The sequence below is a fragment of the Armatimonadota bacterium genome (genome assembly GCA_031459855.1).
Taxonomy (GTDB): domain Bacteria; phylum Sysuimicrobiota; class Sysuimicrobiia; order Sysuimicrobiales; family Humicultoraceae; genus Fervidifonticultor; species Fervidifonticultor primus.
This window is the reverse complement of the sequence record JAVKHP010000001.1, coordinates 3,057,219-3,076,827: the sequence shown is the minus strand read 5'-3', so window position 1 is coordinate 3,076,827 and position 19,609 is coordinate 3,057,219. Positions and strand designations below refer to the sequence as shown.

The 19,609-nt window shown below is 74.6% G+C and carries 17 protein-coding genes and 1 tRNA gene; 17 read left to right on the top strand and 1 reads right to left on the bottom strand.

Features of this window, described 5'->3' with window-relative positions; genetic code table 11:
- Nucleotides 1-32 precede the first annotated feature (32 nt).
- Together QN157_14220 and pyrR are read left to right on the top strand one after the other, a co-directional pair.
- Nucleotides 33-959 carry an RluA family pseudouridine synthase gene (locus tag QN157_14220; protein MDR7556746.1) on the top strand — a complete coding sequence of 309 codons (927 nt, stop codon included), beginning with the start codon at nucleotides 33-35 and terminating at the stop codon, nucleotides 957-959.
- Between the two features lie 91 nt (nucleotides 960-1,050).
- Nucleotides 1,051-1,647, top strand: coding sequence for a bifunctional pyr operon transcriptional regulator/uracil phosphoribosyltransferase PyrR (pyrR, locus tag QN157_14215; protein MDR7556745.1), 597 nt, complete (start codon nucleotides 1,051-1,053; stop codon nucleotides 1,645-1,647).
- A gap of 318 nt (nucleotides 1,648-1,965) precedes the next feature.
- Here pyrR and QN157_14210 read toward each other — a convergent pair whose 3' ends face one another.
- Complete coding sequence (locus tag QN157_14210) at nucleotides 1,966-3,690, bottom strand: NFACT family protein (protein MDR7556744.1); 1,725 nt, start codon at nucleotides 3,688-3,690, stop codon at nucleotides 1,966-1,968.
- A gap of 173 nt (nucleotides 3,691-3,863) precedes the next feature.
- On the opposite strand from QN157_14210, the gene QN157_14205 reads away from it, so the two are divergent.
- The 15 genes from QN157_14205 (at nucleotide 3,864) to QN157_14135 (ending at nucleotide 19,591) form a co-directional block, all read left to right on the top strand.
- Nucleotides 3,864-4,733: a YicC/YloC family endoribonuclease gene (locus tag QN157_14205; protein MDR7556743.1), complete on the top strand. Its 870-nt coding sequence runs from the start codon at nucleotides 3,864-3,866 to the stop codon at nucleotides 4,731-4,733.
- A gap of 16 nt (nucleotides 4,734-4,749) precedes the next feature.
- The gene (locus QN157_14200) at nucleotides 4,750-5,016 is read left to right on the top strand and encodes a DUF370 domain-containing protein (protein MDR7556742.1); all 267 of its coding nucleotides are present in this window, start codon (nucleotides 4,750-4,752) and stop codon (nucleotides 5,014-5,016) included.
- Nucleotides 5,013-5,564 (top strand): AAA family ATPase, encoded by a 552-nt coding sequence (locus QN157_14195; GenBank protein MDR7556741.1) that lies wholly within the window; start codon nucleotides 5,013-5,015, stop codon nucleotides 5,562-5,564. The genes QN157_14200 and QN157_14195 overlap by 4 nt, the downstream gene beginning before the upstream one ends.
- Before the next feature lie 129 nt (nucleotides 5,565-5,693).
- A complete protein-coding gene (gene priA, locus QN157_14190; protein ID MDR7556740.1) occupies nucleotides 5,694-7,787 on the top strand; it encodes a primosomal protein N' in 2,094 nt (697 codons plus the stop codon).
- Between the two features lie 38 nt (nucleotides 7,788-7,825).
- Nucleotides 7,826-8,383: a peptide deformylase gene (gene def, locus QN157_14185; GenBank protein ID MDR7556739.1), complete on the top strand. Its 558-nt coding sequence runs from the start codon at nucleotides 7,826-7,828 to the stop codon at nucleotides 8,381-8,383.
- Nucleotides 8,380-9,363 (top strand): methionyl-tRNA formyltransferase, encoded by a 984-nt coding sequence (gene fmt / locus QN157_14180; GenBank protein ID MDR7556738.1) that lies wholly within the window; start codon nucleotides 8,380-8,382, stop codon nucleotides 9,361-9,363. Before def ends, fmt begins: the two co-directional genes overlap by 4 nt.
- Before the next feature lie 81 nt (nucleotides 9,364-9,444).
- Complete coding sequence (locus tag QN157_14175; GenBank protein ID MDR7556737.1) at nucleotides 9,445-10,128, top strand: zinc metallopeptidase; 684 nt, start codon at nucleotides 9,445-9,447, stop codon at nucleotides 10,126-10,128.
- Nucleotides 10,115-11,488 carry a 16S rRNA (cytosine(967)-C(5))-methyltransferase RsmB gene (rsmB, locus tag QN157_14170; protein ID MDR7556736.1) on the top strand — a complete coding sequence of 458 codons (1,374 nt, stop codon included), beginning with the start codon at nucleotides 10,115-10,117 and terminating at the stop codon, nucleotides 11,486-11,488. Before QN157_14175 ends, rsmB begins: the two co-directional genes overlap by 14 nt.
- Nucleotides 11,489-11,537: 49 nt before the next feature.
- Entirely contained in the window at nucleotides 11,538-12,626 is a 1,089-nt protein-coding gene (rlmN, locus tag QN157_14165) for a 23S rRNA (adenine(2503)-C(2))-methyltransferase RlmN (protein MDR7556735.1), read from the top strand.
- Nucleotides 12,623-14,593 (top strand): protein kinase, encoded by a 1,971-nt coding sequence (locus tag QN157_14160; protein ID MDR7556734.1) that lies wholly within the window; start codon nucleotides 12,623-12,625, stop codon nucleotides 14,591-14,593. Before rlmN ends, QN157_14160 begins: the two co-directional genes overlap by 4 nt.
- Nucleotides 14,590-15,252 carry a ribulose-phosphate 3-epimerase gene (gene rpe, locus QN157_14155; protein ID MDR7556733.1) on the top strand — a complete coding sequence of 221 codons (663 nt, stop codon included), beginning with the start codon at nucleotides 14,590-14,592 and terminating at the stop codon, nucleotides 15,250-15,252. The genes QN157_14160 and rpe overlap by 4 nt, the downstream gene beginning before the upstream one ends.
- Nucleotides 15,249-16,322 (top strand): histone deacetylase, encoded by a 1,074-nt coding sequence (locus tag QN157_14150; GenBank protein MDR7556732.1) that lies wholly within the window; start codon nucleotides 15,249-15,251, stop codon nucleotides 16,320-16,322. Before rpe ends, QN157_14150 begins: the two co-directional genes overlap by 4 nt.
- 298 nt (nucleotides 16,323-16,620) lie before the next feature.
- Entirely contained in the window at nucleotides 16,621-17,877 is a 1,257-nt protein-coding gene (locus tag QN157_14145; GenBank protein ID MDR7556731.1) for a S1 RNA-binding domain-containing protein, read from the top strand.
- Nucleotides 17,878-17,937: 60 nt separating this feature from the next.
- Nucleotides 17,938-18,016, top strand: a tRNA-Pro gene (locus QN157_14140).
- Nucleotides 18,017-18,352: 336 nt separating this feature from the next.
- Entirely contained in the window at nucleotides 18,353-19,591 is a 1,239-nt protein-coding gene (locus QN157_14135; protein MDR7556730.1) for a glycosyltransferase family 4 protein, read from the top strand.
- The last annotated feature ends 18 nt before the right edge of the window (nucleotides 19,592-19,609 follow it).

Genomic DNA, 19,609 nt, shown 5'->3' with positions numbered 1-19,609 from the left:
GCGGGGACGGTATCGAGGAGCGGTACACCTACGTGGTCGATGCGGCGGCCGCCGGGCAGCGCCTGGACGCGTTCCTGGCTGCGCGAGCGCCTGCGCTGTCGCGGGCACGCATCCAGGCGCTGATCGCATCCGGCCACGTCACCGTCCCGCGTCTGGCGGGGCGGCGCCTCCGCCCTGCCGCGCGCCTGCGGGCCGGCGACGTGGTCGTGTTGGTCGTCCCACCGCCTGCGCCGGCGATCCTGCAGCCCGAGCCCCTGCCGCTGGACATCGTGTACGAGGATGCCGACGTGCTGGTGGTCAACAAGCCCGCAGGGCTTGTGGTGCATCCGGGCGCGGGGCGCACGTCGGGCACGCTGGTGCACGCCGTGCTCGCGCACTGTCCGGACCTGCCGGGGATCGGCGGCGTGCACCGGCCGGGCATCGTGCACCGGCTGGACAAGGACACCTCGGGGCTGCTGGTCGTCGCCAAGACCGAGGCCGCGCTGCGCTCCCTCCAGGCGCAGATCGCGGCGAAGCGGGCGACCCGCGACTACCTCGCCCTGGTCTGGGGCGTACCTGCGCCGGCGGCCGGCACGATCGAGGCGCCTCTCGGTCGGGATCCGCGCCGCCGCACCCGCATGGCCGTGCGCCCCGACGGCCGCCCCGCGGTGACACGGTATCGTGTGGTCGAGGCCTTTCCGGAGTTCGCCCTGCTGGAGGTGCGTCTGGTCACGGGACGCACCCATCAGATCCGGGTCCACTGCGCCCACATCGGCCACCCCGTGGTGGGCGATCCCGTCTACGGCCGACGCCGCAACCCCTGGGGGCTGCGTCGCCAGGCGCTGCACGCCTACCGGCTGGCGTTCGCCCACCCGCGGGACGGCCGGGCCATGCAGTTCGAGGTGCCGCTGCCGGAAGACCTGGTGAGGGTCCTGCAGGCGCTGCGCAAGGGCGCGGCCGGGGCGCCGACGGCGCCGTGAGGGCGCTGGTGCGCTGCGCGGTGGCTCCCGACGCCCGGGCCATGCGAGTGGTGCCGGTCGCCAGGCGGCTGCGGTGCCCGGAGGGTGCGCCGTGACGACCCGGCGCGAGAAGGCGCGGGTGATGGACGCCGCGGACATCCGCCGGGCGCTCGTGCGCATGGCGCACGAGATCCTGGAGCGCCATCGCAGCGCCGAGCGCCTGGTGCTGGTCGGCATCCGCACGCGCGGCGTGCACCTGGCGGCGCGGCTGGGCGCGGCCATCGAGCGCATCGAGCAGGTCGCCCCGCCGGTGGGCGTGCTGGACGTCACGCGGTACCGCGACGACCGGCCGCACCGCACGGCGCTGGCCGCGGATGCCGGTGCGCCGGACGAGACGTCCGATGCAGCGCGCGCGTTGGCGAGTGCCCTGGAACCGGCGGGCTTCCCGGTCGAGGGCCGGCACGTGGTGCTGGTGGACGACGTGCTGTACACCGGCCGCACCGCCCGCGCCGCGATGGACGCCCTGGTGGATGCCGGCCGGCCGGCCACGATCCAGCTGGCGGTGCTGATCGACCGGGGACACCGCGAGCTGCCCATCCGGGCCGACTACGTGGGCAAGAACGTGCCCACCAGTCGCCGGGAGCACGTCGCGGTCCGGCTCGTCGAGGAGGATGGGCGGGACGAGGTCGTGATCGAAGAGCCGGCATGATCGTCCTGCGTCCGGTGGTCGCGCGGGCCACGCGCGGTGGCGCGACCACGCACGGACCGATGACAGGCCCGCGCGGGCCGGGCGGCCGCGCTTGACAGCAAAGCGCGGTGTGCTATCGTGGGTGTCGACGAGCTGTTGGATGCGGGCCGCGACGCCCGCACCTCCTGACGAGGTGCGGGCGTCGTGCCGTTTTTCACGGAGGGATCCTGCGATGGTCGAGCACCGCGACGATCCGATGCGCCTGTGGGTGGGCACGTGGCAACCGGAGCCGCTCGGCCGCCGCGTTGGCGAGCAGGCCAGCGATCACGGACCTGCGCCTCAGGGCGGCGGGCGGTCTGGCTCGCCGCCGGGCAGTGCGGGTGAGACCACCAGCGTGCGCTCGTTGCTGTAGGTGACCTGTCCGGGGCGCCCGCCACGCACCCGCCGCACGTAGCGGCGGCGGGTCACCACCACCGGCACGTGCCCGGCATGCCGCCCGCGACTGTAGTAGGCGGCCAGGCGGGCGGCGGCTTCCACCACGGCCTCGGGCGGGTCGGCCGGGCCCTGGACGATCACGTGGGCCCCCGGCGCGTTCCTGGCGTGGAGCCACAGGTCGTCGGGACGCGCCACCTGAAACACAAGGCGGTCGCCCTCGCGCGCGCTGCGCGCGACCAGCGCGCAAAAACCGTCGCCAAGCGTGTAGACGCGCCCCGGCCCGCTCGAAGCGGCCGCCGGCCGGTGTGGCAGGTGCGGTCTTCCTTCTCGTAGCTCCTGCGCCAGCGCTTTGAGGTCGTCCTCGTGCTGGGCCCGGGTGATGGCCGTGGCCACGCGCTCCAGCCAGGCCCGCTCGGCCTCCAGCTGGGCGCGCCGGGCCGGGACGTGGCGCGCCGCAGCTTGGGCTTTGGCGTAGCGGCGGAAATACTGTTGGGCGTTCTCGACCGCGGTGCGCGCGGGGTCGAGGGGAATCACGGTGGGCGTCCCGTCGAACCCCGGGACCTCCACCGATGCCGCGCCGCGCGGCACGTGCGCCTGGTAGGCAAGGAGCAGTTCGCCCCACTGCCGCAGGCGTGGGGCGGTCGCCGCCTCGTCCATCTCGCGGGCGAGAGCGGCGAGCGCATGCTCGACCCGCGCCCTGGCCCGTGCCACGGCAGTCGCAACTGCCCGGCGTGCGCGGTCGAGGCGGTCAGCCGCCTCGGCGCGCGCGGTCACGGCCTCGACGGCCGCACTCATCGTGGTCGGAGACGCGGTGAGCCGCGCGTAGAGGCGGAACGGGAACGGGGCGTACGCCACGGGCGTCGCGGCGTCGCTGTAGAGGACCGGCGCGAACCGCCTTGCGGCGACGTCCGCCGCCAGCGTCGTCGTGGCCGCCACCACGGCGTGAGCACGCGCGGGGTCGAGTGGTGCGTCGGGGGCCACGTCCGCGCGGAGGCACAGCTCGTGCGCCAGCGCGGGACCGATGCCGGCCACCGCCTCCAGCAGCGTGCGCCACGCAGGGGCCTCGGGGCGCTGTCGGGCGACCGCCGCGAGCGCGGGTGCGGTCAGCGTGGCAGGGGTCGGGCGCGTCTGGAGCGGCGGAACATAGGGCCGCTGCGGGCGCACCTCGCGACCGGGACCCGCCACCGGACGCAGGACCCCTACCACCAGGCCGTTGCACGCCAGCACGAGGTTGGGATGGCGCCCCGCGAGCTCGGCGTGGAGCTGTGCCGGACCCTCCAGCGTATCGAGCGCCAGCGTCGCCAGGCGCTCGAAGGGCGCGGCGGTCACGCTGCGGACGATCGCCCCGACCAGCCGGCTGCGCACCAGCCCGGCGAACGCATCGGCCTCGCCCGGAGGTGGTGTGGTCACCTCGACCAGTCTGGCCCACCGCGGTCGTGCGCACGCCAGCAGCAGACGGGTGCGCCCGCCCCCGCGCACGGCCAGCACCAGCGCGCCCGGCCCGGCGCCCAGGACGCGCTGGATGCGGGTGCCCACCACATCCTGCAGCTCGGCGATGACCGCGGCCAGCACCACGCTGTCGAAGGACGCGGAGGGGGAGGTCAGGACGCCGCCCATGCCGTCTTGCACGATACGGCCTCCTGCGACGCCCGGCAACCGGCGTGGGGCCACCGCGCCCGCACCCTCGCCGGGGCGCGGCGCGCGGTCGCCACGCGCCGGCGCTCCGTGGATCGCCCGGCGCGGCGGCGCGCGGGCAGGAGGTGTCTTTCGGCGGGCCGAAGTGTGAGCCCGTGATCCGCAGCATGACCGGATTTGGCGCCGCCGCCGTGTCGGTGCCCGGCGGACGGCTGGCGGTGGAGATGCGCTCGATCAACCACCGCTTCAGCGAGATCCAGATCCGGTTGCCCCGGGAGCTGGCGGGGCTGGAGGACCGGATCCGCGCCCTGGTGACGGCGCGGATCCTCCGCGGCCGCGTCGAGGTCAGCGTCACCCGCGAGGATGCGGGCCGCCGGGCGCGCGTGGTCCGGGCGGACGTCGACCTGGCCGCGGCGTATGCCCGGGCGTTGCGGGACCTGGCGCACGCGGTCGGGGCCGCAGGCGAGGTGACCATCGACCACCTGACGGCCCTGCCCGACGTGATCAGGGTGGACGAGGACCGCCCGGCCCTGGACGCCGTCTGGCCCCCGCTGGAGGAGGCCGTGCGGACCGCGCTGGACGCCCTGGTGGCGATGCGGGCGGCCGAGGGCCGGCGGCTGGCCGACGACGTGCTGGCGCGGCTGGAGGTCCTCGAACGGGCGGCCGAGACCGTCGCTGCGCGCAGCCGGGTCGTGGTGCAGGCGTACCGCGACCGGCTGCGGGCGCGTCTCGGTGAGCTGCTGGGCGAGGTACCCGTCGACGAAGCGCGGATCGCGATGGAACTGGCCATCGTGGCCGATCGTGCCGACATCACCGAGGAACTGGTGCGGTTGCGCAGCCACCTGGCCCAGTTCCGGGAGACCGTGCTGGGGGAGGATGGGGCGCTCGGCCGCAAGCTGGAGTTCCTCCTCCAGGAGATGGGGCGCGAGGTGAACACCCTGGGGGCGAAGGCCAACGATCTGGAGATCACCCGGCAGGTCATCGCCATGAAAGCGGAGCTGGAGAGCCTGCGGGAACAGGTGCAGAACGTCGAGTGAGGAGCACGCAGGACCCATGGAGCCGCGCCTCATCAACATCGGATTCGGCAACATCCTCGCGGCGAATCGCATCGTGGCCATCATCAGCCCTGATTCGGCGCCGGTCAAACGCATCATCCAGGAAGCGCGCGAGCGCGGTACGCTGATCGACGCCACCTACGGCCGCCGCACGCGGGCGGTCGTCATCACCGACAGCGGGCACGTGGTGCTCGCTGCCGTCCAGCCCGAGACCGTCGCCCACCGCTACGCCGCGCGCGACGACGCCGGGGACGCGGCGGAGTGAACGGCGCGCGGGTGACCGTCGCCGTCGGCGGTCCCATTGGTGTCGGCAAGACCACCGTGGCGCGCCTGCTGGCCGAGCGGCTCGGGGTGCCCTTGATCTCGGCGGGGGGCGTCTTCCGCGAGGTCGCACGGCGGCGGGGCGTCTCGGTCGTCGACCTGAACCGCCTGGCCGAGGACGATCCGTCCATTGACCGTGATCTGGACCGCCTGCAGGGCGAGCTGGCCCGGGCGGGGCCGTGTGTGGTCGAGTCCCGGCTGTCGGGCTGGATGGTCGACGCGGACCTCAAGGTCTGGCTGGATGCGCCGCTGGCGGTGCGCGCGGCGCGGGTGGCCATGCGTGAGGGGCAGCCCCCCGACCGCGCACGCCAGGCGTTGCTCGAGCGCGAGCAGAGCGAGTGGTCGCGCTACAAGGCCCTCTACGGCATCGAGTTCGGCGATCGCACGCCCTACCACCTGGTCATCGACACGAGCCGCTGGGACCCCGAGGTGATCGTCGACGTCCTGGAGCGTTTGGTACGAGCGCTGCGGCCGGCAGGGCAGGCGCGGTAGTCCGGCCGTGCGCTCCCCCGCGCACGCGCGCCGCCGCTCGCGCCCGGTGGGACGTCGGGACGGCCCGGTACCCCTCGGCGGTCGTGGCGCGCGCGTCGTCCCGGGCGGGGGCGCTCCTGTCTACCGGTAGTGGACGCGGCTACCGCCACATCCGCTGAAGCGCTCCTGATCGCCATCGACGTGCCGCTACGGGCCGGCGACGTGGCGTTTACCTACAGCGCCGGCGCGGCTCTGGGCGCGCGCGCGGGCGACGGCGTCATCGTGCCGTTCGGCGCGCGCCTGCTCCCGGGGATCGTGCTGGGGCCGGGGATGCCGCGGGGAGACCTGCGGCCGGTGCTGGCGCGGGTAGACGGGGCGCCCCTCGTGCCGCCGTCGGTGCTGGCCCTCGCGACATGGACGGCGCGCGAGTTCCTCTCCACGGTGGGCGAAGCGCTGGCCATCGCCACGCCCTGGGATGCGCTCTGGTACGGCGTGGCGCTGGACCTGCCCGCGGTCCTCCCGGGGACCGGGCGGCGGTCCCATCACGGGTCGGCTCCCCGTCGCGTCTCGCTCGCCCGTGCCGCCAGCATCCTGCTGCGCGACCCGAGAACGGTAGACACGCTGGCTGCACAGCGGGCGATTCGCGTGCACCTTCCCGGCCCACCGGCCGTCTCCCGCGGCGCCTCCCCGGCCGGTCCGTCGACGGCGCTCCCGCCGGCGGCTGGCGGCCCGTTGGGGCAGCCCGCAGCGGCGCGCTGGCCGAAACTGGAGCGTCCGTTGCGCGAGGCGCTGGCGCGCGGCGCGCCGGGCATGGTGCTGGCGGGATGGGGGCGGACGCCAGCCTACCTGACGGCCATCGAGGTCGCGCTGGCCGCCGGGCTTTCCTGCATCGTGGCGTTCCCCTCGATCGAAGCAGCGGAGACGTTCGCCGGGGTTGCAACCAGTGCTGGACTGATGCCAGTGGTGCTGCACGCGGGTCTGCCTCCGGACCGACGCCTGGCCGCTTGGCGCGCAGCCGCCGAGGCGCGGCTCGTGGTGGGGACGCGGGCCGCCGTGTACGCGCCGGTGCGCGACCCGGCGCTGCTCATCGTCGACGAGGAGGACGCCGCGGGCCACAAGGAAGAGCGGTCGCCGCGGTACCGCACTGCAGCCGTGGCGGCCCGTCGGGCCGCCGATGGCGGCTTCCTGCTCCTGGGCAGCACCACGCCCACGGTCGCCACGTACGCGGCGGTACAGGAAGGGCGCTACCGCCTGGTGGCCCTGCCGGGCCGTCCGCGGCTGGGCGTCGTCGACCTGCGGCGTCGATCCTCCCCGGCGCCGCTCAGCGCGCCCGTGGCAGCGGCCGTGCGACGCGCCGTGCAAGGACGCGGGCGGGCCGTCGTCATCGTCGACCGGAAGGGGTACGCCGGAGGATTGCAGTGCACCGAGTGCGGGCGCGTGACGCGCTGCCCGACGTGCGGGGTGGCGCTGCGGTACGAACGCGCGCGCCGCCAGCTGCGCTGCGGCGTATGCGGGCGTCTGGCGCCGGTGCCCGCCACCTGCGTCACCTGCGGCGGCACGCACCTGCGCCCGTTGGGCGTCGGGACGGAACGGGTGGCGGCGGTGCTGCGCAGCATGGCGATCCGCGTGTGGCGGTTTGATCGCGACATCGCACCCCGGGGGGTCGCCTCGCCCACGGTCCTGGCGCCGTTCCTCAGGGAGGGCGGCGTGCTGGTCGCCACGCCCCTGGTCGTGCCCTGGCTCGAGGTGCTGCGGCCGCAGGTCGTCGCGCTCGTGGATGCGGACCGGATGTTGCACCGCCCGGAGTTTCGGGCTGCCGAGCGGGCGCTGGCGCTGCTGCGTGCGGTCGGCCTGGCGTCGGGCGCGCTGGTGCTGGTCGAGACGTCCGACCCCGCACACCCGGCGCTGCGGGCCGCCGTCGCGCCCACGCTTCGCGCCTTCTATGCGGATGAGCTCGCCCAACGTGCTGCCCTGGGGTATCCGCCGGCGCGCACGTTGCTCCTGCTCACGCTCTTCGGCCCTGCGGCCGCCGTCGATGCGCTGACCGCGCGACTGGCTGCCGATCCACCGCCCGGGGTGGAGGTGCTGGGCCCTGCGCCCGTGCCAGGGGATCCGCCGCGAATGCAGGTCGTGCTGAAGGCCGCAGACCGGGAGGCGGCGCGGGCGCTGGTGTGGCCGCTGCTTACCGGCGGCGCGCCGCGCGGCGTGCGGGTGGTGGCCGACGTGGATCCCCACGAGCTGTAGACAGTCGGCCCCCTGCGCGTGGTATGGTGAGGGACGGAATGCCAGCAGCGCGGCGCCTCGAGATCGTCACCGTGGACAGCCCGCGGGCGGGGATCCTGCGTCGGAAGGCCAGGCCCGTCGGCCGGGTCACACGTGAAGTGACGGAACTGATCGACGCGATGCTCGCCACCATGGAGGCGGCGGGTGGCCTCGGCCTGGCCGCGCCCCAGGTGGGAGAGAGCGTGCGGGTCTTCGTCGCCCGGGTCGAGGACCGCACGCTGGCGCTTGCGGATCCCGAAGTGGTGCGGGCCGAGGGCGAGGTGGTCGATACGGAGGGGTGCCTGTCGGTGCCCGGGGTGATCGCCGAGGTGCCCCGCGCGGCCAGCGTCACGGTGCGGGGCAAGAACCGTCGCGGACGCCGCGTCACGATCCAGGCCGACGGCCTGCTGGCGCGCGTGATCCAGCACGAGGTCGACCACCTGGACGGCGTGCTGTTCCTCGACCGCGTGCGGGACCCGACCACGATCCGCCACCTGACTGGCGCGGAGGACCGGGGCGCCCCTGCCGCCACGGCGGGTGCCACTGCACGGAGCGACGTGCGCACCGCCACCGGATGACCGAGGCCCCCGCACGACGGCTGCGGGTGCTGTTCTTCGGCACCCCGGCGTTCGCGCTACCGTCGCTGGACGCCCTGGCGCGTGCGGCGACCGTGGTGGGCGTGGTGACCCAGCCCGACCGACCCGCCGGCCGCGGCCGCCGGCTCACGCCGCCCCCGGTGGCGCTGGCGGCGCGCCGGCTGGGTCTGCCGGTGTTGCAGCCCGTCCGGCTGCGAGACCCCGCGGTGCTGGACGCGCTGCGGGCGCTCGCCCCGGAGCTCGGCGTGGCCGTGGCCTACGGTCGGATCGTGCCGCCCGCGGTGCTGGCCCTGCCGCCGCTTGGCTGCATCAACCTGCATCCCTCGTTGCTGCCGCGCTACCGCGGCGCCTCGCCGATCCAGGCGGCGATCGCCGACGGGGCGACCACGACCGGCGTCACGGTGCTCTACATGAGCGAGGAGGTCGATGCGGGGGACATCATCCTCCAGCGGGAGGTGCCCATCCACCCCGAGGAGACGGCCGGCGAGCTCGAGCAACGGCTGGCACAGGAGGGTGCCGCGCTGCTGGTGGAGGCGGTGCGCCTGCTGGCGGAGGGGCGCGCACCGCGGCGTCCCCAGGATCACGCGCAGGCCACGTACACCGGCCGGCTCGCGAAGGCCGACGGCATGATCGACTGGACCCGGCCGGCCCAGGCCATCGTCAACCACGTGCGCGCGATGACGCCCTGGCCTGGCGCGCGGACCACCTGGCGGGGGATGCCGCTGCGGATCTGGCGCGCACGTGTTACGGACGCCGCGCCGGGCGCGGAGCCCGGCCGCGTGGTCGCGGTGACCCCGGAGGGCATCGTCGTCGCGGCGGGCGCAGGGGCGGTGCTGGTGCAGGAGGTCCAGCTGCCCGGCGGTGTGCGCATGGCCGCCGATGCGTTTGCGCGCGGACACCCGATCCGTCCGGGCGACCGCCTGGCTGGTCTTCCCCAGCCGGCCGGGGATGCTAGAATGTGAGCGGCACGCACGGGGTAACCACCGCCCGTTGCGCTCGGGCGCGGGTTCGGGGACGCCTCGCAGGAGCGAAGGAGGGGGAACATGGTCTTCGACAGCTCGTACGTCATCGTGCTGCCGGGGATCCTCCTGGCGTTGTACGCCCAGTGGAAGGTCCACAGCACGTTCCAGCGGTTCAGCCAGGTACCCACCGTAGCCGGCCGGACCGGTGCGGAGGTCGCCGTGGAACTGCTCCGCCGGCGCGGCGTCCGGGACGTGGCGGTCGAGCCCGTGGACGGCCTGCTGGCCGACCACTACGACCCGCGGACGAAGACGCTGCGGCTGTCGCCGGCGGTGTACGGCAGCGCGTCGGTCGCGGCCGTGGGCGTGGCCGCCCACGAGTGCGGGCACGCGCTCCAGCACCACGAGGGCTATGCGCCGCTGGCGCTGCGCTCCGCCATCGTGCCGGTGGCGACGCTGGGAACCCAGGCGGCCATCATCCTGTTCATGATCGGGCTGGTCGCGAGCCTGCGGCCCCTGATGGACCTTGGCATCCTGCTGTTCTTGGGCTACATCGCGTTCGCGCTGGTCACGCTCCCGGTGGAGTTCGACGCGAGCCGGCGTGCGGTGGCGGCCCTGCAGCGTGAGGGGCTGGTGACCTCGGTAGAGGCCGACGGCACCCGGCAGGTGCTGAACGCCGCGGCCCTCACCTACGTCGCGGCCGCGGCCATGGCCGTGTTGCAGCTCGTCCGCCTGGTGGCCCTGCGCAACATGCGTGACAACGAGTAACACCGCCCGCACCGCGCCGGCGTCCGCCCGGGAGGTCGCCTATACCGTCCTCCTGCGGACCGAGACCGCAGGGGCGTTCGCCACGGTCCTGCTGTTTCGCGCGCTGCAGCGGTCGGGGCTGTCGCAGGCCGACCGGGCGCTGGCGACGGCGCTGGTGCTGGGCGTGTTGCGACACCGCGGGCGCCTCGACTGGGCGCTCGCGGCGTTCCTGCGGCGTCCGCTGACCACGCTGCCGCCGGCGATCCGCACCGTTCTGCGCCTGGGCGCCTATCAGCTGCTGGATCTCCCGCGTATCCCTCCGCCCGTGGCGGTGGACGAGGCCGTGGCCCTGGCACGCCGGCACGGGCATCCGGGGACGGCGGGCCTCGTCAACGCCGTCCTCCGGCGCCTGAGCGCCGAGGGGCCACCGCCGCCACCCGACGTCGCCGTCGATCCCGCCGGGCATCTGGCAGTGGTGTACTCGCTGCCCCGGTGGCTCGCTGAGCGCTGGCTGGCGCGCTGGGGCGTGGACGAGACCGCGGCGCTGGCCGCCGCGTGCCTGCAGCCCGCGCCGTCCGTGGTCAGGGTCAACACGCTGCTGGCGACGCCCAGCGAGGTGCGCCTGGCGCTCGCCGCGCGCGGCGTGCGTGCCACCACCGGCCTGCTGCCCGAAGCCCTGCGGGTGCAGGGGTCGCTGACCGCGCGTCTGCCCCTGTACGCGCGCGGCCTGTGCATGGCGCAGGACGAGGGCGCCATGGTGGTGGCCCGGGCGGTCGCCCCGCCGGCAGACGGGGTGGTCATCGACGCGTGCGCGGCACCCGGCGGGAAGACGACCCACCTGGCCGCGTTGATGCACAATACCGGACGGCTGATCGCCTGCGACGTCCACCCCGGCAAGCTGACCGCGCTGGCGCACCGGTGCGCCCTCATGGGCGTCACCAACGTGGAGGCCCATCACCTGGATGCGCGCACGCTGGGCCGGACGTTCCCCGGCCAGGCGGACGCGGTGCTGGTGGACGCGCCGTGCTCGGGGCTGGGCGTGGTGCGACGCCGACCCGACGTGAAATGGCGCATCGCCCCCGACGCGCTGGCGCGGTGCGCCGCGCTGCAACGGGAGCTCCTGGCCGGGGCGGCCGGGGCCGTGCGGCCCGGGGGGGTGCTGGTCTACAGCGTCTGCACCCTGGAACCCGAAGAAGGTCCGGACGTCGTCCGGGAGTTCCTGCGGACGCATCGCGCGTTTGCGTTTGCGTCCCTGCCGCCGGCCGTCCCCCGCCTCCTCCACGGGCAGCCGGTGGCCGGCGCGGACGCCGGCGAGATCGTGCTGCTGCCGCACCGGCACGATACCGACGGGTTCTACGTGGCCCGACTGGTCCGGGGGTGACCTATAATCGATCCCGTCGGGCACTCGCGCGCCCGGTGGGAGGCTGTCCATGCCGACCGATGTGACCGCGGCCCCGCGCACCGACCTGACGGGTCTTGGACTCGACGAGCTCGAGGCGTTCGCGCGGTCGCTGGGCGAGCCGGCGTACCGCGGCCGCCAGCTGGCCCGGTGGATCTACCGGCACCGGGCTGCGACGTTCGAGGAGATGACCGACCTGCCCGGGCCGCTGCGCGCGCGGCTGGCCGCCGTCGCGCGGCTGCCGCGGCTGGCGGTCGTGGCGCGGCAGGAGGCCCCCGACGGGTCCACCACCAAGTTCCTCTGCGCCCTGCCCGACGGGCAGGCCGTCGAGGCCGTCCTGATGCGCTACGCCGACGGCCGGCGGACGGCGTGCATCTCGACGCAGGTCGGCTGCGGCATGGGCTGCACGTTCTGCGCCACGGGCCTGGCAGGCCTGCAGCGCAACCTCACCGCCGGCGAGATCATCGACCAGGTCCTGCTGATCGCGCAGGCCACCGGCGCGCGGCCCACCCACGTGGTCTTCATGGGCATGGGGGAGCCGCTGGCGAACTACGAGGCGACGGTGCGCGCCGTGCGCATCCTCACCGCGCCCTGGGGCGTGGGCATCGGCGGGCGGCACCTCACGATCTCGACGGTGGGGCTGGTGCCGCAGATCCACCGGCTCGCCGCGGAGCGCTTCCAGCTCACCCTGGCGATCTCCCTGCACGCGCCCGACGATGCGCTGCGCACGCAGCTGGTCCCCGTCAACCGCCGATGGCCCATCGCGCAGCTGGTGGCCGCCGCTCGGGCGTATGCGACCACCACCGGACGCCGGGTGACGTTCGAGTACGTGCTGCTGGCCGGGGTCAACGACGCCGACGCCCACGCCCGCGCGCTGGGCCGCCTGCTGGCTGGTGGCCCCTTCCACGTCAACGTGATCCCGTGGAACCCGGTCTTCGGGCTGCAGTACCGGCGGCCGTCGGAGGACGCGGTGCGGCGGTTCGCGCGGACCGTGCGGGCGGCCGGCGTACCGGTCACGGTCCGCGTGGAGCGCGGCGTGGAGATCGACGCGGCCTGCGGGCAGCTGCGGCGCACACGGCCGATCCCGGCGCCGGCCGGGCCGACGGGGAGCGCGCCGTGACCGTCGACGTCGGCACGCGCGTGGCCGGACGGTACGAGGTGGTGGCGCTCCTCGCCGAGGGCGGGATGTCCCGCGTCTACCGTGCGCGCACGCCCGAGGGCCAGGTGGTCGCCCTCAAGGTGCTGCGCGACGCCTACGCCGCCGACCGGGAGTTCGTCGAGCGCTTCGTCCGCGAGGCCAGGGCCGTGCAGGCCCTCGACCATCCCCACGTGGTGCGCGTGCTGGACAGCGGCCGCGACGGCGACGTCTACTTCATCGCCATGGAGTACGTGGACGGCGAGGACCTGAAAAGCTACCTGCGGCGCGTGGGCCCGCTGGAGCCGGCAGACGCGGAACGCATCGCCCTGGCGGTGTGTGAAGCCCTCGACTACGCCCACGGACAGGGCATCGTCCACCGCGACGTGAAGCCGCAGAACATCCTCCTGACCCGCGACGGCACCGTCAAGGTGGCGGACTTCGGCATCGCGCGCGCCCTGGCGGCCGTCACCCTCACCCAGACGGGCACCGTGCTGGGCACGGTACACTACCTCTCGCCCGAGCAGGCGCGGGGCGCGCCGGTGGGCCGCGCCTCGGACCTCTACGCGCTGGGGGTCGTGCTCTTCGAGATGCTGACCGGCCGCCTGCCGTTCGAGGGCGAGAGCCCGATCGCCGTGGCCCTCAAGCACCTGCACGAGCCGCCGCCATCGGCCCGCGCCGTGCACCCGCGCGTGCCCCGCCGGCTGGATGGGATCATCCGGAAGGCGATGGCCAAACGGCGCGAGGACCGGTACGCGACCGCCCGCGAGATGGCCGCCGACCTCCGCGGGGAGACCGCTCGATGGGAGGAGGTCCTCGGCGACGACGACCCTACCCGCACGTTCGCGCTCGAGGCGCACCGGCGCCGCCGGCTGCGGCCGGTCGTGCCGCTGGCGGCGGCGGTGCTGGTGGCGGTGCTGGCCGGGCTGTGGGCCGGCTGGCAGGCGGTCAGCGCCTATCTGAACGTCCCCGAGGTGGAGGTGCCCGACCTGGTGGGGCGGTCGCTCTTACAGGCGGAGCAGATCGCGCGGCAGCAGGGCGTGATCCTGGAGGTCGCGGAGCGCGCCTACAGCGCCACGGTGCCGCAGGATGTGATCCTGGCGCAGCACGAACCCCCGGGCAAACGCGTCAAGCAGGGCCGCCGGATCGGGGTGGTCGTCAGCCTCGGGCCGCAGCTCGTCACCGTGCCCGACGTGGTCCACCAGCCCGTGCAGGCCGCGCAGCTGGCGCTGGAGACCGCGCGCCTGCGGGTGGGCGCCCTGCAGGAGGGCTACGACGACGTGGTCAAACCGGGGTTCGTGATCCGACAGGATCCGCCGGCGGGCGCGCGGGTCCAGGTGGACTCACCGGTCACGCTGGTCATCAGCCGGGGGCCGGCGCAGGTGGAGATGCCGGCCCTGGTGGGGCGCACGCTGGCAGAGGCCCGCCGGCTGCTGGAGGATCGCGGTCTGGTGATCGCCCATGCGCGGACCGTTCCGGTGGTCGACGTGGCGCCGGGGGTGATCGTCGAGCAGTCGCCCGTTGCGGGCGCCCTGGTGCGTCCCGGCCAGACCGCCATCACGGTCGCGGTGGCCGCGCGGCCCGGCCAGGAGGCCGCGCCGCCCCAGGCGCCCGTGGTGACCGTCGAGCCTCAGCCGGTGCCGACGCCCGTGCCCTCACCGGCTCCGCCGACGTCCGCGGGCCGTCCGTCCCCGGCGGCGACGCCGGGCGCGCCGCCAGCCGCTGCGCCCTCGCCGGGGCTGGCGCGTCGGACGCGCGTGCAGGTCGTAGTGCCGGAGGGTCCCGCCGCCCAGGAGGTGAAGATCGTCGTCATCGACGAGAAGGGCGTGCGGACGGTCTATCAGGCCGCCCATGCGCCGGGCGACCGCGTCGAGCAGTTCGTGAGCACGCAGGGGTACACGATCATCCAGGTCTACATCGACAACCGCCTCGTGCAGGAACTGCGGCCGTGACCTCCGGCCGTGTGCGCATCGCCGCCAGCCTCCTGGCCGCCGACTTCGCGCACCTGGGGGATGCGGTCCGGGCCGCCGAGCGCGCCGGGGTCGACCTGCTCCACATCGACGTGATGGACGGACAGTTCGTGCCGCCCATCACCATGGGCGCGGTGGTCGTCGACGCCGTGCGCCGCGTCTCGCGGCTGCCCCTGGACGTCCACCTGATGGTGCGCGAGCCGGAACGTCAGCTCGAAGCCTTCGTCGGCGCCGGAGCGGCCAGCATCGCGGTGCACCTGGAGGCGGTCGTCCATCCGCACCGCACGCTGGCGCAGCTGCGGCGCCTGGGCGTGCAGGCCGGCGTCGCCCTCAACCCCGGCACGCCGCCCGACGCGTGCGAGTGGCTCGTCGACGTCCTGGACTTCGTGCTGGTCATGACCGTCGATCCCGGCTACGCCGGCCAGGCGTTCCAGCCGGGCGTGCTGCCCAAGATCGCCCGCATCCGACGCCTGGTGGGCGACCGGTGCTGGATCGCCGTCGACGGCGGCATCTCGCCAAAGACCGCCCCGCTGGCGGTGGCCGCGGGTGCCGACGTGGTGGTGGCCGCGTCGGCCATCTTCGGGGCGCCCGACGGCGTGGACGCGGCGGTGGCGCGCTTGCGGACGGCCGTGCAGGGATGAGCCTTGTGTTCGTGACCCACCCCGCGTGCGAGCGGCACGTCACCGGCCCGGGGCACCCGGAGCGCCCCCAGCGTCTGCAGGCCGTCCGGCGCGCCGTGGAGACGAGCGGGCTGGAGGGCGTGCTGGTCTGGGACGAGCAGCCGCCGGAGGTCGACCCCGACCTTTTGGAACGCGTGCACCGCCGCACCTACATCGAGACCGTGGAGGCGCTGGCGCGCGCCGGCGGAGGCTGGTTGGACGCAGACACCGTCGTGGGGCCCGAGTCGGCGCGGGCCGCGCGCCTGGCCGCGGGCGCGGCGCAGCGGGCCACCGAGGTGCTGCTGGCCGGGCAGGTCCGGCGGGCCTTCGTGGCCGCCCGCCCACCGGGACACCATGCCGGACCCGACCGCGGGATGGGCTTCTGCCTGTTCAACAACGCCGCCGTGGCCGCCGCGGCCGCACGACGGGCGGGCCGCGAGCGCGTGTTGCTCGTGGACTGGGACGTGCACCACGGCAACGGCACGCAGGCGGTGTTCTGGCGCGACCCGTCGGTGCTGGTCGTCTCGGTCCACCAGGAGTACTGGTACCCGGGAACCGGCGCCATGGAGGAGCTCGGGGAAGGGCCGGGCGAGGGGTGTACGGTGAACGTCCCGCTGCCTGCGGAGACCGGCGATGGCGGGTACGCCGACGTCTTCACCGAAGTGGTGCTCCCGCTGGCCTACGCCTACCGACCCCAGTTCATCGTCGTCTCGGCCGGATACGACGCGCACTTCGCCGATCCGCTGGGCGGGATGGTCGTCAGCGCCGCCGGGTTCCGGCAGTTGGCCCGCCTGATGGACGAGGTGGCCCGCACGCTCGACGTGCCGCTGCTGGCCGTGCTCGAGGGCGGCTACCACCTCGACGCGCTGGCCACGTCGGTGGTGGCCACGCTCGAGGCGCTGACAGGACGGCCCACCGATCCCGCAGCCTGGCGCGAGCCCGCCCCTGCGGGCCTGGGCGCGCGGCGGCCGGGGCGGGAGACCCCCCCGTCCGCGATCGGCAGCCGCGTGCGCGCGGTGCGACGCCTGCTGGCGACCTACTGGCGGCTCTAGCGCCGCGGCCGCTCCCCTGGGGACGGGCACGGCGTCAGGGCTCGGCCGGCGCGGGGCCCGTGGCGTGCCGCACGAGGACCCGGAGACGATCGGCACGCGGCCCACGGCTGCGTCCGGTGCACCCGGGGGCCGGCCTGCGGCCCGGGGAGGAAACCCGCGACAGGCGGCGAAGTGCGCAGCGCTGGCCGGAGCAGCATCTGCGACGGACGACGTCGCTGCGGGCACATCGCCGCAGGCGGAGCGCGGGGCCACGCGCCGGCAGCATGCGCAGGGCACGGCAGTGGAGGCGACGGGCCAGATGGCAGCAGAGCAGGCAGGGGCGGACGAGCAGGCACCGAAGAGCGAGGCCGTGGACCTCTCGGAGGCGGTGCCCCGGCTCCGGGAGCGCCAGATCGTGCAGGGCACGGTGGTGCGCGTCGACACCGAGGGCGTCCTGGTCGACGTCGGGGCCAAGTCGGAAGGACTGATCCCGCCCAAGGAGCTGGCCCGCCGGGGCGAGCAGCTCGAGGCGGTGCACGTCGGAGACCGAATCGATGTGATGGTGATGCGCGTCGACGGCGAGGAGGGCAACATCATCCTCAGCAAGAAGCGCGCGGACTTCGTGCGCGCCTGGGAGCGTGTGCTCGAGGCGCATCGGGACGGGCGCATCATCCACGCCATGGTCGTCGACAAGGTGAAGGGCGGTCTGGTGGTGGACCTGGGGCTGCGCGGCTTCGTGCCGGGATCGCACGTCGACCTCACGCAGGCCAAGGGCCGGCGCTTCGAGTGGTTCGTCGGCCAGTCGATTCCCCTGAAGGTCATCGAAGTGGACCGCGGCAAGGGGCGCGTCATCCTCTCGCACAAGCTGGCCGTGGAGGAAGAACGGAAGAGTCGCCGGGAACAGGTGCTGGCCACGCTGGAGGAGGGCGCCGTCGTCGAGGGCGTCGTGAAGCGCATCACCGACTTCGGGGCGTTCGTGGACCTGGGCGGCGTCGACGGCCTGTTGCCCATCAGCGAGATGGCCTGGACCTACATCCGCCATCCCTCAGAGGTCGTGCGGCGCAACCAGCACCTGCGGCTGCAGGTCCTGAAGATCGACCGGGAGGCCGGCAAGATCTCGCTGGGCCTCAAGCAGATCCTGGAAGACCCCTGGACCACCGTCGACGAACGCTACCGGGCCGGTGACGTCGTGCGCGGCAAGGTGGTGCGCCTGGTCGCCTCCGGCGCGTTCGTGCGGCTGCGGGACATCGACGCGTTCTTGCCGATCAGCGAGCTGGCCGAGAAACGGGTCGCCAAGGTCGACGACGTCGTGCAGGTCGGCCAGACGGTCGAGGCCATGGTGGTCGAAGTGCGACCCGAGGAGCGCCGCATGATCGTGAGCGTGCGGCGGCTGGCGCGCGAGGCCGAGCGCAAGCGGGTGAAGGAGTACCTGCGGGAACAACAGGACGAAGGCCGGGTGACCATCGGCGACGCGGTGGGCGCGCTGCTGCGGCAGGTGACGACATCGCGCCCCGGGGCGCCCGACCCCGAGGCGCCTTCGCCCACGACGCCGGAGCACGAGCCCGGCACGTCCTGACGCATGCCGCCGGGATCGCCTTGTCGCCCGCGACGACGGCGGCTACAATGGGTGTGACCGCGGGGAGTGGCGCAGCTTGGTGTAGCGCGCAGCGTTCGGGACGCTGAGGTCGGGGGTTCAAATCCCCCCTCCCCGACCAGGTGGGCGGCGGGTGGTCGCCTGCGGTCGTACCACACGCCGCGGTGCGCGGCTTGTCACCAGGGATCTGACACGGTAGACTAGGGCTCGATGCGGTGCCGCGAGGGGCGCCGCGTCGTGCGAACACGGCAGGAATGTGGGGAAACGCGCGGGGCGGCGCGGGTGCGCCGTCTTTGTCTTTTTCGGCGATCGCACGCCGTGGGCGCGCGGCCGCGCGCAGGGGATTCGGTGCTCGACGCGGGGGCGCGGGCGCCAGCTGCGGGCGACGGATCGACCGCCGGGGAGGTCCCGGGTGGAGGAGTTGGCGACCCCGACGCGAACCTCAGGCCACCATGCGATGCGCGTGGCGCGTGGCATTCCCCACGTGAGGCCGTCGCCGGCGATCAGGGCACGGGCCGACGACGCCCCGGTGCGCGTGGGGGTGTTCACCGACTCGTACCTGCCCCGCATCAGCGGCGTGGTGCGGTCGATCGAGGCGTTCGTGGCCGAGCTGCGCCGCCAGGGCCACCACGTCTCGATCTTCGCGCCCGGCTACCGGGGGTTCGTGGACACCGATCCGGACGTGGTGCGGTTTCCCTCGGTGCGCCCGCCCGGCCACCCCGACTTCCCGCTGGCGATTCCCCTCCACCGCCGGTTCGTGGCCACGCTGGCGGCGCGGCGGCTGACGGTGGTGCACACCCATTCGCCCTTCCTCATGGGCGCGGCCGGGCGCTACGCGGCGCGGCGCCTGGGGCTCCCGCTGGTGTTCACGCACCACACCATGTACGCCGAGTACGTGCACTACGTGCCGCTGTTTCCGCCGCCGCTGTCGCGTCGCGTGGTGACGCGGTACACGGCGCGGTACTGCAACCGTTGCACGGCCGTGATCGCGCCCTCACAGGCGGTCCGCGCGTGGCTGCGGTCCATCGGGGTCACGGCGCCCATCGAGGTCCTGCCCACCGCGGGCTTCGAGCTCGCGCGGTTCGACCGACTCGAGCCCTCGTGGGTCCGGCCGCGCTACGGGATTCCGTCCGATGCGCCGCTGGTGATCACCGTGGGCCGCCTGGCCCCCGAAAAGCGCTTCGACGTGCTGCTAGCCGCGTTCGCCGACGCGGCCCGGGGCAGTCCCGCCCGCCTCCTGGTCGTGGGCGGGGGTCCGGAAGCGCCCGTGTTGCGCCATCTCGCCGCCCAGCTCGGCGTGGGCACCCAGGTGGTCTTCACGGGGCCGTTGGACCACGACCGCGTGCTGGACTGCTATGCCGCGGCCGACCTGTTCGCGTTCGCCTCGCCAACGGAGACGCAGGGCCTGGTGGTGATCGAGGCCATGGCCGCCGGGCTGCCGGTGGTGGCCGTGCGGGCTGGTGGGGTGGCCGAGGCCGTCGGTGACGGCGACACCGGCCTGCTGGTCGACCCGGACCCCGCAGCCCTGGCCGCGGCCATCCGTCGCCTGCTCGACGATGCGCCCCTGCGCCGCCGGCTGGCCGCCCGGGGCCGGCAGGTGGCGCGCGCCTATGCGATCGACGCGCTGGCACGCCGACTGGTTGCGCTGTACCGCCACGTGAGCACCGATGGACCCATCGACACCGCACCCGACTGAGCCCAGGCCGCCCCAGGC